Below are 12,746 nucleotides of genomic sequence, written 5' to 3' on the forward strand. Positions count from 1 at the left end.
ACGCTGTTGAGTTCTCAAGGAACGGACGCTTCCTTTGTACTCACCCGCAGAACATTCTCTGGGGCTTTCCTCCGGGCGCTTCCCTTCGGTGTTTCCAAACTCTATCAGGTCTTTTTCGGCTCTCTGACCACGATGCTCTGTGGGCATGCAGAACCAAACCCCAAGATAGGATCTGACTCGATAGTTGCTGCCTGACCTCGACGCTGAGTGCGTCGTTCGGCGCTGGGCAGGAGTCCGACTCTACAACGACGTTCGGGTCGGCGCAAATCGTTTGTGCAGTGCTTCTACACCTGCCAACCGGGACCTCTCATGCGGAACCGGGACTTCCTATGACTTACCCTTCTGAACAGTGCGTCGTCCAGGACAGGTAGTGACGGCGGTAACGATTCTCCACCCCCTGGGAGGCTTGCCATGACCAGCGTTTCGTCCCCGCTTGCTGGACGCGCGATCGGACTCGCCGCGGTCCCTGACCCCGTCTTCTCAGGCGCGATGGTCGGCCCCGGCACGGCCATCGACCCGGTTCGTGAGCCCTCCGAGGCCGTCGCTCCCGTCGACGGCATCGTCGTATCTCTTCACCCGCACGCCTTCGTCGTCGTGGACGACCAGGGCCACGGCGTGCTGACGCACCTGGGCATCGACACCGTTCAGCTCAATGGAGAGGGCTTCGAGCTCCTCGTCAACAAGGGGGACACGGTGCAGCGCGGTCAGACCGTGGTGCGCTGGGACCCGGCCGCCGTCGAGGCCGCCGGCAAGTCCCCCATCTGCCCCATCGTGGCGCTCGAGGCGACGAGCGAGTCCCTGGGCGACCTCGTCGAGTCCGGCGATGTGAAGGCCGGCGACGCTCTCTTCAGCTGGAAGTGACGTCAGCGCCGTCGGCGACCGACGGCAGGTAGGACAACCACCGCGGCGGCTGGGCCCGTCGCACTAGCGGAGACGGGTGAAATGGAGACAACGCTGCGAGGCGTCGGCGTGAGCCACGGGGTGGCGATCGGCGAGGTTCGGCACATGGGCACGGCGGTCCTCGAGCCGCCGGCCAAGCAGATCCCGGCGGAGGACGCGGAGCGCGAACAGGGGCGCGCCCGCAAGGCCGTCGAGGCTGTGGCCGCCGACCTGATGGCGCGCGGCAACCTGGCAGGCGGCGAGGCCCAGGCGGTCCTCGAAGCCCAGGCGATGATCGCTCAGGACCCGGAGCTCATGGCCGACGTGGACCGACGCGTCGCCGTCGGCAGCACGGCCGAGCGCGGCATCTACGACGCGTTCTCCCACTACCGCGAGCTCCTCGCGGGCGCGGGTGAGTACATGGCCGGTCGCGTCGCGGACCTCGACGACGTGCGGAACCGCATCGTCGCGCGACTGCTGGGCGTTCCCATGCCGGGTGTGCCGGACAGCGACGAGCCGTACGTGCTCATCGCCCGTGACCTCGCGCCCGCGGACACCGCGCTGCTCGACCCGGCGCTCGTGCTCGGCTTCGTCACCGAGGAGGGCGGGCCGACCAGCCACAGCGCGATCCTGGCGCGGGCGCTCGGAGTGCCCGCCGTCGTCGCGCTGCCCGGCGCCGGTGAACTCGCCGAGGGCACGGTCGTGGCCGTGGACGGCAGCACCGGCGAGATCTTCGTCGACCCCAGCGCGGAGAAGCGTGCCGAGCTGGAGGCCGCCGCTGCCGCGCGCAAGGCCGCGCTCGCCGCGTCGACCGGTCCCGGCGCCACGTCGGACGGACACAAGGTGCCGCTCCTCGCGAACGTCGGCGGTCCCGCCGACGTACCCGCGGCAGTCGAGGCGGGTGCCGAGGGCGTCGGTCTGTTCCGTACGGAGTTCCTCTTCCTCGACGACAGCACCAAGGCGCCGACCGAGGAGAAGCAGGTCGAGGCCTACCGTCAGGTCCTCGAAGCCTTCCCCGAGGGCCGTGTCGTCGTGCGCGTGCTCGACGCCGGTGCGGACAAGCCGCTCGACTTCCTGACGCCGACCGACGAGCCGAACCCGGCGCTCGGTGTGCGCGGCCTGCGTTCGCTCCTCGACCACCCCGAAGTGCTGCGGACTCAGCTGACCGCGCTGGCCAAGGCCGCGGAGGGGCTCCCCGTCTACCTCGAGGTCATGGCTCCGATGGTCGCGGACCGTGCCGACGCCAAGGCGTTCGCCGACGCGTGCCGTGAGGCGGGGCTGCGGGCCAAGTTCGGTGCCATGGTGGAGATTCCGTCCGCCGCACTGCGGGCTCGCTCGATCCTGCAGGAGGTCGAGTTCCTTTCGCTCGGCACCAACGACCTCGCGCAGTACACCTTCGCCGCCGACCGGCAGGTCGGTGCCGTGTCCCGGCTCCAGGACCCGTGGCAGCCGGCGCTGCTCGACCTGGTCGCCCTGTCCGCCGAGTCGGCCAAGGCCGAGGGCAAGAGCTGCGGCGTGTGCGGCGAGGCCGCGTCCGACCCGTTGCTGGCCTGTGTGCTGACCGGTCTGGGTGTCACCTCCTTGTCGATGGGTGCGGCGTCGATTCCTTACGTCCGGGCGACGCTGGCCAAGTACACGCTGGCCCAGTGCGAGCGCGCCGCGGCTGCGGCCCGTGCCGCGGACAGCGCCGAAGAGGCTCGCAAGGCGGCGCAGGCGGTGCTGTCCGGCGAGTAGTCGGCTTCGGCTGTCTTGGGTTGCCGTTCGGCGGCTGTCCCGCGTCGGTCCGGCTCTGTGGAAGGGGCGCTCCACCCGCGTGGGTGGGGCGCCCCTTCGATGTTCAGTGGTGGTGTCCCCCTTCTTGCGTGGCCTCGCCGCCCAGGTCGGGTGCGGCGCAGTAGTCGACGCCGGACTCGGGGGCGATGAGGTCGCCGGAGAGCGCGTCGGTGCAGTAGGCGTCGAAGACTTCTGCGGCCGTGAGCGGGTGCAGGCGCTCGCCCTCCAGGCGCCAGCCTTGGACGCGGTCACGGGTGCCGTCGTTGGTGCGCATCACCAGGCCGCCCGCGCTTACGGTGGCGATGCCCACCGCCAGAACCGTGGTGAGCTCCAGGGCTTCCGTTTCGTCCAGTTGGGGATTGCCGTCGTCGTCGCACTCGACGTGCAGTGCGGCGAGGAGGGTCTGGCCCTCGCACGGGACGCTGCACACGAGGTGGCGGGCGACCGGGCCACCGCTGCTGATGGCGCGCATGAGCAGGTCGGAGGCCCTGGCGAAGGCGGCGCGTCCGATGTCGACACCGCAGTCCGCGCACGCGCCGATGCGGGCCAGGAGCATGGTCCCGTACTCCCAGGTGCTCTGCCGGACGGTCTCGTCGACGAGGTCGGGGACGATGTCGGCCAGGGCCTGGCCCTCGTACGGCATCGTCGGGCCCGTGGTCGCCAGTTCCGCGGTGAAGCGGGTGCGGCTCGCGGAGCTGTCCGGGGCGAGGCCCGTCTCGGCGCAGAACTCGATATACGCCTCCGGGTCGAAGAGGGCGACGCTGGTCAGCCTGCCCTGGGCGGACAAGGTCTTGAGCAGTGCCTCCACCTGCTGCAGATACGTCACGTGGTCGTCGAAGGTGAAGCTGCGATAGCGGCGCATCGCCGCGAAGTCCTCGGCGTCGGCCAGCAGGCCGATGGTGCCGGCGACTTCGCGGCGCAGGGCGCGTCGCATCGTGTCGTGCTGGGTGTGCCCCATGATTCCCCCTGCGGTCAGCCGATCAATGCTCACTCACCGTAACGGTAGGCACTGACAGTGACCGCTGAGAGTGCGGGTCTCAGTTTCGTTCGCGGGCCAGTTGCTCGTAGAAGCGGAGGAGTTCGGTGTTGTCGACGGAGCCCGCGTTGACCGCCTTCTCAAGCGGGGTGCCCTGGAGGAGGCGCTTGACCGGGACTTCGATGCGCTTGCCCGTGAGGGTGTGCGGGATGCCGGGGACTTCGATGATCTCGTCCGGGACGTGGCGGGGCGAGAGTTCCGCGCGGATGGTCTGCTTGATGCGGGCGCGCAGGTCGTCGTCGAGGGCGGCGCCCGGGGCGAGGTGGATGAACAGGGGCATCCAGTACCCGCCATCGGGCTGTTCGACGCCGATCACCAGGGATTCGCGGATTTCCGGGAGTCGCTCGACGGCTTCGTAGATGTCGGCCGAGCCCATGCGTACGCCCTGGCGGTTGAGCGTCGAGTCGGAGCGGCCGTGGATGACGACGGAGCCGCGTGACGTGAGGGTGATCCAGTCGCCGTGGCGCCAGACTCCGGGGTAGGTGTCGAAGTAGCTGTCGTGGTAGCGGCTGCCGTCGGGGTCGTTCCAGAAGCGGATCGGCATGGACGGCATGGGGTTGGTGACCACGAGTTCGCCGACCTCGTCGACGAGTGGCTTGCCCTGGGGGTCCCAGGCCTGCAGGTCGGTGCCGAGGCAGGGAGCCTGGAGTTCGCCGATGTGGACGGGCAGCGTCGGCACGGCTCCGGCGAAGCAGGAGCAGACGTCGGTACCTCCACTGACGGAGGCGATCCACACCTCCCCGGAGGCGTCGGCGAACTCGTCGTGCAGCCAGCGGAATCCGTCGGGCGGAAGGGGTGAGCCGGTGGTGGCGACGCACTGCACGCGCGAGAGGTCGAAGTCACGCGCGGGGTGCACGTCCGCCTTGCGGCAGGCCATGACGTACGCGGCCGACGTCCCGAAGAGTGTCGCTCCGGTGCGCTCGGCCACACGCCACTGGGCGGCCGTGTCGGGATAGCCGGGGCTGCCGTCGTACAGGACGATCGTCGTGCCCGTGAGCAGGCCGGAGACAAGGAAGTTCCACATCATCCAGCCGGTGGACGTGTACCAGAAGAACCGGTCGTCGGGGCCGAGGTCGCAGTGCAGGCCGACCTGCTTGAGGTGCTCGACGAGGATGCCGCCCTGGGACTGGACGATCGCCTTGGGCAGGCCGGTCGTGCCGGAGGAGTAGAGCACCCACAGGGGGTGGTCGAACGGCACGGCTTCGAAGACGGGGACCGTGTCGGCCGAGGTGAGCGCGGACCACTCCAGGGCGCCCTCGGGGGCCGGAGTGCCGAGTTGAGGGATGTGCACGACCGCGCGCACGGTGGGCAGTTCGCGGCGCAGTTCGGCGACGGTGTCGCGGCGGTCGTGCTCCTTGCCCCCGTAGCGGTAGCCGTCGACGGTGAAGAGCACGACCGGTTCCACCTGCTGGAAGCGGTCGAGGACGCTGCGGGCGCCGAAGTCGGGCGCGCAGGAGGTCCAGACGGCGCCGACGGCGGCGGTGGCGAGGAGGGCGACGACGGCCTCGGGGATGTTCGGCAGGTAGCCGCTGACACGGTCTCCGGGGCGCACGCCGAGACCGCGCAGCTCCGCGGCCAGGGAGCCCACTTGGCGGCGCAGTTCGGACCAGGTGAGCGGCGTCGGGCCGTGCGACTCGTCGACGTACAGGATGGCCGGGGTGTCGGCGCGCGCGGGGTCCTCGCCGGCGCGCAGGGCGTGCTCGGCGTAGTTGAGGGTGGCGCCCGGGAACCACTCGGCGCCCGGCATGGAGCGGTCGCCGAGCACGTGTGTGTAGGGCGTGGAGAAGCGCACGTCGAACCATTCGGTGACGGCTTTCCAGAAGGTGTCGAGTTCGTCGACGGACCAGCGGTGCAGGGCCTCGTATCCCCCTGCGGCGGGCGCTCCGTGGTGCTCGGCCGCCCATGCCTGGAAGCGCGTGACCTGTGCGCCGGCGATCCGCTGCTGGTCCGGCTGCCAGAGCGGCGAGGGGTTCGCTGAGGACATGGGGCTGCTCCTGGGCTGTGCGCGTCGTGGGCGGCTGTCGTGCGCACGGGCTGGGTGTGCGCGTGACACGGCTGACACGGACGATGCCATGTGATCGACTTCCGCACCAGGGTGTCCAGGCACAGAGGGGTCGGTGTCCGTGTGGGGCGGTGCACTACGGGGTGCACTACGACGTCTACGGAGAGGCGTGGTGGTGCGCTCCTGGGGACGCCGCGTGGGCTGTTTCCGGAGGGGCTTCACCGTGTGTCTACGGAGAGGGTTGGTAACGCTAGTCGGCGCTCGGGATGAACGGCAGTTGAACGCGGTCCTCCCGCTCCGCCTTCGATGGCAGGGTGAGCAGCATGAACGGTCGTGACCTGGTGCGTTCGGTGAAGACGGTCGGCCTGTCCGACACGGCCCAGAGGTTGCGCATGGTGCGCTCGGCGTGGCGGCGGCTCCGGACCGACGCCACGGGGCTGCCGCCCCGGGGCGCCGAGCGGGCCCGGACGCCCGGTCCCGTGACCCTCGTGGAGCCCGGTCCCGGCGGTGGCGTGGTCCGGTTCGCGCGGTCCGAGCTGCGGGTGCGGGTCACGTTGGGCGGGGCGGTGTTCTGGGGCTGGGACGGGGCCGAGCCCGAGCCGTCCTACGCCTTGGCGGGCGGCAGCCCCGAGGCGGATCCTCGCGCGGTGCTCGAGCCCGACAAGGCGGGTGGCTGGCGGGTGGTCTCGGAGCGGGCGACGGTGGTCGTCTCGCGGCACGGCGCGGTGGAGTTGCACACTCCGGGTGGGGTGATGCTGCGGCGCGATCTGCCGCCGCGCTGGTGGGAGCCGGTGGGCGGCGGGGCGGCCCGCTGGGTGCAGCGCTCCGAGGTGGCTCCGGACGCGCGGTTCTTCGGCCTCGGCGGCCGGGCGGCTGGGCCACGGCTGCGGAATGGGACGTACCGGTTGTGGAACACCGATCCCGGGGGCTCCTTCGAGCCCGGGGACGATCCGCTGTACATCACGATGCCGGTGCAGTGGGTGGTCGCCGACGTGGGGACCCACCTGGTCTTCCACGACAACACCTGGGACGGATCGGTGACCGTGCGCGAGGGCGAGGAGGGGGCCGGCTCCGGGCACGACAGGGCGGGATCGTGCGAGGTCCGTGTGGACGGCGGACCGCTGCGCTGCTGGGTCATGGTGGGCACCCCCGCGCGCGTGCTGCACTCCTGGGCGGCGCTCACCGGTGCGCCCGCGGTCCCGCCTGCGTGGGCGCTCGGCCACCATCACGCGCGGTGGGGATTCGGCAGTGAGCAAGAGGTGCGGCGGATCGTCGCGGGCTACCAGGAGCGTGGACTGCCCCTGGACGCAGTGCACTTGGACATCGACCACTTCGACGCCCACCAGGTGTTCACGGTGGACACGGAGCGCTTCCCGTCCCTGCCGAAGCTGGCCGGCGACCTGCGCGGCGACGGGATCCAGCTGGTGTCGATCGTGGACCCCGCGGTGAAGGCCGAGCCGGGCAACGCCGTGTACGACGGCGGAGTGGCCGCGGACGCGTTCGTGCGGGATGCGGCGGGGCGTACCGTTCGGGGCCTGGTGTGGCCCGGTGAGGCGGTGTTCCCGGACTTCACGGCCGGGCGGGTGCGCAAGTGGTGGGGCGGTCTCTACGACGAGCGTCTCACGCAGGGCTTCGCGGGGTTCTGGCACGACATGAACGAGCCGGTGTCGTTCGCGTCCTTCGGGGAGACCACCCTCCCCCGCTCGGCCCGGCACGCCCTGGAGGGCCACGGTGGCGATCACCAGGAAGCGCACAACGTGTACGCCCTGTGCATGGCTCGGGCGGGCTACGAAGGCATGCGCGAACTGCGCCCCGGTGAGAGGCCGTTCCTCTTCTCCCGCTCCGGCTGGGCGGGAATGCAGCGCTACGGAGGGACGTGGTCGGGCGATGTGGCCAGCACCTGGCCGGGGTTGCGGGCCTCGCTCGCGCTGGTGCTGGGGCTCGGCCTGTGCGGAGTGCCGTACTCGGGCCCCGACGTCGGCGGCTTCGACGGCAGTCCGTCGCCCGAGCTGTATCTGCGGTGGTTCCAACTCGGTGCGTATCTGCCGCTGTTCCGTACGCATGCGGCGCTGCACGCCGGTCGCAGGGAACCCTGGGAATTCGGCCCCGAGGCGTTGGAGCACGCGCGCGTGGCGCTCGTCGAGCGCGAACGGCTGCTGCCGTACTTCGTGACGCTCGCGCACTTGGCGCGGCTCACCGGTGCGCCGTACGCGCGTCCGTTGTGGTGGGGGTCCCCGGAGGACAGGGCTCTGCGGGACTGCGAGGACGCGTTCCTGCTCGGGGATTGTCTGCTGGTCGCGCCCGTGCTGCAGGAGGGGGCTACGCGGAGGGCCGTACGGCTCCCGCCGGGCCGGTGGTACGACACGGCCACCGAGAGGGCGTACGAGGGCCCTGGACGGGCCGTGCTCGACGCTCCGCTGTCCCGCATACCGGTGCTCGCGCGGGCGGGTGCGGTGCTCCCCGTCCGCGGCGAGGACGGGCAGCTCGCCCTGGAGGTGTGGGCGCCGGCGAAGGGACGTTCCGGCAGTGGTCTGCTGGTCGCGGACGCCGGTGACGGGTGGGAGGAGCCGGAGCTCCAGCGCTTCGGTGTGCGCTGGAGCGGTGAGCGGCTTGTGGTCGAGAAGGAGGGCGACGAGCAGGGGGCCGCCGTGGAGTACGCGGTGCGGGTGCGTGGCATGTGAGGCGAGGCCTCCTGTCACGCCACCGTGTGCCGCGCCCCCATCGGTCGTGGCGGAGCGCCCTGCGGGCGCGACCGGGCGGCGCCCCGCGGTCTCAGATGTAGCGCCCTTCGAACCATGCCCGCACCACCGACGTGTGCAGGGGGAAGGCGAGTTCGGCGGGCCGGTGCAGCAGTTCCCAGCCCTCGGTCTCGTCTGTCGGCGACGACTGCGGCAGGTCGGCCGCGGAGCGTTCCGGAAGCAGCCCGAAGAGGAGCACGTGGCCGTCGGGTGAGCTGAGCACCTCGACGATGCGCACGTCGTGGCTCGCCGCGCTGATGCCGGTCTCTTCCTTGAGCTCCCGGACGACGGCGTGCCGCCAGTCCTCCCGGTGGTCCACGTAGCCGCCGGGCAAGGCGGTGCCCCCGCGCGCGGGGGCGATGGACCGGGTCACGACGACGAGGCCGGTGCCCTTCGTGTCGTACACCGGTTGGAGGGCGATCGCGACGGGCAGCGGATTCCGGTAGGCCACTGTCTCGCAGTCCGGGCAGGTGCGGGGCCAGCCCGTGACGTGGTCTCCGTAGAGCGCGCCACAGCTCGAGCAGTGGGAGTCCGGGGCCGGGTCGGTGGGGTGCGGGGATGGGGACACGCGGCGGACTGTATCCGATCTCGACGCGGCGGTCTTCCGCGGAGTACCAACCTCCTGATAGATGCGGGTACATGACAGGATTCGCCCCAGCACTGCGGAACCTCACCGTTGCCGCCGCCACTCTGCTCGCCGTGGCCACAGCCCCGTCCCCCGCCCAGGCGGCCACCGGACCGCAGGCCCCGAGGGGCTTCGTGGCGTTGAGTGACGTCGACCCGACGATCATCCAAGAGATGCGTTACCTCACCCCGCACAACTTCGTGGGTGACCGCATCGACGGCTACCGCAAACCGATGTGCATCCTCACCGAACCCGCGGCGAAGGCCCTGCGCAAGGCTCAGCGCGGCCTCCTGCGCGCGGGCTACTCCCTGAAGGTGTACGACTGCTACCGGCCGCAGCGGGCGGTCGACCAGTTCGTGCGGTGGGGCGAGGATCTGCGCGACGAGCGCATGAAGGCCGAGTTCTACCCGAGGGTCGCCAAATCAAGGCTCTTCGAAGACGGCTACATCGCCAAGAAATCGGGGCACAGCAGGGGGTCGACGGTCGACCTCACGATCGTGCGACTGCCGGCCAAGCCGACACGGCCATACATCCCCGGAGAGCCACTCAAGCCCTGCTACGCGCCCCGTAGTGAGCGATTCCCCGACAACTCCGTGGACATGGGCACCGGATACGACTGCATGGACACGCTGTCGCACACCGACGACCCCCGCGTGACCGCCAAACAGCGCGCGAACCGGGACCGGCTGCGCGGCACCCTCGCGAAGACGGGCTTCGTCAACCTGCCCGAAGAGTGGTGGCACTTCACGTACAAGCCCGAGCCGTTCCCCGACACCTACTTCGACTTCCCGGTGTCGCGCCGGGCGCTGCCCATGGCACACTTCTGACGTTCCGTCAGATCCTGGGTGCGGGAGGGGACATGTCGCGAGTGCGTACGCCCGTGGTGGCGCGGTGGTTCGACGGCGAGGGGGAGGACTTCCGGCTGCTCGGCACGCGGTGCACACAGTGCGCGGCCGTCTTCTTCCCACGCGAGGACGGCCTGTGCCGCAATCCGGGCTGCGCCGGGGGCGAGCTGGTCGAGATGGCGCTGTCGCGGCACGGGCGGGTGTGGTCGTACACCGACGGGCGCTACCGCCCACCCGCGCCGTACCTCTCGGACCCGGAACTTCCCTGGGAGCCCTACACGTTGATCGCTGTGGAGCTCGCGGCGGAGCGCATGGTGGTGCTAGGGCAGGCGGCTCCCGGAGTGTCTGTCGCCGACCTGGAGGTCGGCATGGAGGTGGAGGTGGTGCCCGGCGTGCTCGGCGCGGACCCCGAGCATCCGTCGACGACGTGGACGACGTGGAACTGGCGACCGGTGGGGGTGACGACATGACCGGCGACGTGGCGGTGCTCGGTGTGGGCATGCATCCCTGGGGCAAGTGGGGACGCGGCTTCGTCGAGTACGGGACGGTGGCGGCACGAGCGGCGCTCGCCGACGCCGGAGTCGACTGGCGGGACGTGACATCCGTCGTCGGCGCGGACACCGTGCGGGGCGGCTATCCCGGGTATGTGGCGGGGGCGACCTTCGCGAAGGCCCTCGGCTGGCAGGGGGCGCGCGTGACGAGCGTGTACGCGGCCTGCGCCTCGGGGGCCCAGGCGATCGGCACGGCGCGCGCCCAGCTGCTCGCGGGTCTCGCCGACGTGGTCCTCGTGGTCGGCGCCGACGCCGCCCCGAAGGGGTTCTTCCGGCCCGCCGGAGGCGATCGGCCCGACGACCCCGACTGGCTGCGCTTCCGCGTCCTCGGCGCCACGAATCCCGCGTACTTCGCGCTGTACGCCCGCCGCCGCATGGCCGTGCACGGCGACACCCTGGAGGACTTCGCCCACGTCAAGGTGAAGAACGCGGCCCTGGGGGCGCTCAACCCGCACGCGCGTTACCGCAAGACCGTCACCCCCGAGGAGGTCGCCGGGTCCGCCGTCGTCGCCGATCCGCTGCGGTTGCTCGACATCTGCGCGACCTCGGACGGCGCCGCGGCGCTCGTGCTGTCCACCCTGAAGTTCGCCCGGCGGCACAGCACGGCCGCACCGGTGCGCATCCGGGCGGTGTCCACCGTCACGCCGACGTATCCGAACACGGTCCTGGACCTGCCGGACATCGCCACGGACTCCGCGGCGGCCGTGCGCCCCGCCGAGCACGCGTTCCGCGCGTCCGTCGCCCACGCCGCGTACGAGGAAGCGGGGATCGGCCCGGACGACCTCTCCCTGGCGGAGGTGTACGACCTGTCGACGGCCCTGGAGCTCCAGTGGTACGAGGACTTGGGGCTGTGCGGTGAGGGCGATGGGGCCAAGCTCCTGCGGGACGGGGCGACCGCGCCCGGCGGGCGCATACCCGTGAACACCAGCGGCGGCCTCGCCTCCTTCGGAGAGGCCGTCCCTGCCCAGGCCATCGCCCAGGTCTGCGAGCTGACCTGGCAGTTGCGGGGGGCTGCGGGCGTGCGGCAGGTCGAGGGGGCACGGGTGGGGATCACCGCGAACCAGGGGCTGTTCGGGCACGGCTCGTCGGTGGTGGCGGTGCGCTGACACCCGCGCGGGCACCGCGTCGGGGCATCGCGGGGCGCCCCGGGAGAGGCCGTACAGCGGCTCCCTGGGGCCTCCTGCTCGGAAGGCCTCACGCCGGTTAACCCGTGTCGTCCGCGACCTTGACGCTCCATCACCACCGGTGAACACTTCCCGGTGTCAGTCGGCATCGCCGCTCTTCGGCACTCCGCCGCTCAGGGCCCGTGCGCTCGATGGCTCCGCGCAACGAGCCAGTTCAACGGGCATCCCCCATGGGCGATTCGACTGTGACGGCACACTCGTCACCGAGGCCGGGCGGGGCGCGGGACTCCCCTGCCTTCGGCTGACGCGGCTGGCGATGGCCGGGCAGTAGTCGTGGGAAACGAACCCTGCACGGAGTACCGGGGCCCACCACCCCGGGCGAAGGCCTAGGAGCCGCCATGTACTCGAATGGGGACATCTTCGTCGGTGAGATCATCGGCACCGCGATTCTGATTCTCTTCGGCGCCGGCGTGTGTGCCGCCGTCACCCTCAACCACTCGAAGGCCAAGGCCTCCGGGTGGATCGTCATCGCGTTCGGCTGGGGCTTCGGCGTGATGGCGGGCGCGTACACCGCCGCGCCGCTGTCCGGCGGCCACCTCAACCCGGCCGTCACCCTCGGCATCGCCGTCGACACCGACAAGTGGGACAAGGTCTGGATCTATCTGGCAGGGCAGATGATCGGCGCCGTGCTGGGCGCCGTTCTCGCGTACCTGGCCTATCTCGCGCAGTTCAACGCCAACGTGACGCGCGGGACCAAGGACGCGCCGGGCACGGACAGCCCCACGCCGACCCTCGGCATCTTCTCCACCATCCCGGAGATCAGGAACCCGGTGGCGAACCTGCTGACCGAGATCATCGGGACCGTCGGCCTGGTCCTGCCCATCCTCGCCTTCGGGCTCACCAAGGGCCTCGGCACCTCCGGCACCCAGATCCTGATCGTCTCGTTCCTCGTCGTCGGCATCGGTCTCTCGCTCGGCGGGCCCACCGGCTACGCCATCAACCCCGCGCGTGACCTCGGCCCGCGCATCGTGCACCACTTCCTGCCGATCCCCAACAAGGGCACGTCCGACTGGAGTTACGCCTGGGTTCCGGTCGCCGGGCCGCTGATCGGCGGGCTCCTCGCGGGACTCATCTACAACGCAGCCTTCTGAGCAGCCTTCCTCCAAGGGGTAG

General features: G+C 70.9%; 11 protein-coding genes. 8 read left to right on the forward strand and 3 right to left on the reverse strand.

Annotated features, from left to right (window positions below; translation table 11 throughout):
- The 3 genes from ACZ6BG_RS25115 to ptsP form a co-directional block, all read left to right on the forward strand.
- The coding region (locus tag ACZ6BG_RS25115) for a hypothetical protein (protein WP_469005301.1) at nt 1-195 on the forward strand (195 nt) is incomplete at its 5' end.
- Nucleotides 196-411: 216 nt separating this feature from the next.
- Entirely contained in the window at nt 412-861 is a 450-nt protein-coding gene (locus ACZ6BG_RS25120; RefSeq protein ID WP_469005303.1) for a PTS sugar transporter subunit IIA, read from the forward strand.
- A gap of 81 nt (nt 862-942) precedes the next feature.
- Nucleotides 943-2,613 (forward strand): phosphoenolpyruvate--protein phosphotransferase, encoded by a 1,671-nt coding sequence (gene ptsP, locus ACZ6BG_RS25125; RefSeq protein WP_468453461.1) that lies wholly within the window; start codon nt 943-945, stop codon nt 2,611-2,613.
- Between the two features lie 103 nt (nt 2,614-2,716).
- On the opposite strand, the gene ACZ6BG_RS25130 is transcribed toward ptsP, so the two are convergent.
- Both ACZ6BG_RS25130 and ACZ6BG_RS25135 read right to left on the reverse strand, forming a co-directional pair.
- Nucleotides 2,717-3,610, reverse strand: coding sequence for a hypothetical protein (locus tag ACZ6BG_RS25130; protein ID WP_469005305.1), 894 nt, complete (start codon nt 3,608-3,610; stop codon nt 2,717-2,719).
- A 79-nt stretch (nt 3,611-3,689) separates the two neighbouring features.
- Nucleotides 3,690-5,672, reverse strand: coding sequence for an acetoacetate--CoA ligase (locus tag ACZ6BG_RS25135; protein WP_469005307.1), 1,983 nt, complete (start codon nt 5,670-5,672; stop codon nt 3,690-3,692).
- A 341-nt stretch (nt 5,673-6,013) separates the two neighbouring features.
- Between ACZ6BG_RS25135 and ACZ6BG_RS25140 the strand changes: the two genes are divergently transcribed.
- Complete coding sequence (locus ACZ6BG_RS25140) at nt 6,014-8,371, forward strand: glycoside hydrolase family 31 protein (RefSeq protein ID WP_469005309.1); 2,358 nt, start codon at nt 6,014-6,016, stop codon at nt 8,369-8,371.
- Between the two features lie 91 nt (nt 8,372-8,462).
- Here ACZ6BG_RS25140 and ACZ6BG_RS25145 read toward each other — a convergent pair whose 3' ends face one another.
- Nucleotides 8,463-8,996, reverse strand: a complete 534-nt coding sequence (locus ACZ6BG_RS25145) for an NUDIX domain-containing protein (protein ID WP_469005311.1) — start codon at nt 8,994-8,996, stop codon at nt 8,463-8,465.
- A gap of 71 nt (nt 8,997-9,067) precedes the next feature.
- Between ACZ6BG_RS25145 and ACZ6BG_RS25150 the strand changes: the two genes are divergently transcribed.
- The 4 genes from ACZ6BG_RS25150 (at nt 9,068) to ACZ6BG_RS25165 (ending at nt 12,724) form a co-directional block, all read left to right on the forward strand.
- On the forward strand, nt 9,068-9,880 hold the full coding sequence (locus ACZ6BG_RS25150) for a M15 family metallopeptidase (RefSeq protein ID WP_469005313.1): 813 nt from the start codon (nt 9,068-9,070) through the stop codon (nt 9,878-9,880).
- Nucleotides 9,881-9,912: 32 nt separating this feature from the next.
- Nucleotides 9,913-10,368 carry a Zn-ribbon domain-containing OB-fold protein gene (locus tag ACZ6BG_RS25155; RefSeq protein WP_469005315.1) on the forward strand — a complete coding sequence of 152 codons (456 nt, stop codon included), beginning with the start codon at nt 9,913-9,915 and terminating at the stop codon, nt 10,366-10,368.
- Complete coding sequence (locus ACZ6BG_RS25160) at nt 10,365-11,555, forward strand: lipid-transfer protein (RefSeq protein ID WP_469006176.1); 1,191 nt, start codon at nt 10,365-10,367, stop codon at nt 11,553-11,555. The genes ACZ6BG_RS25155 and ACZ6BG_RS25160 overlap by 4 nt, the downstream gene beginning before the upstream one ends.
- 416 nt (nt 11,556-11,971) lie before the next feature.
- Nucleotides 11,972-12,724, forward strand: a complete 753-nt coding sequence (locus tag ACZ6BG_RS25165; RefSeq protein ID WP_469005317.1) for an MIP/aquaporin family protein — start codon at nt 11,972-11,974, stop codon at nt 12,722-12,724.
- The last annotated feature ends 22 nt before the right edge of the window (nt 12,725-12,746 follow it).

It is taken from the genome of Streptomyces sp. NPDC041205, from assembly GCF_055591765.1.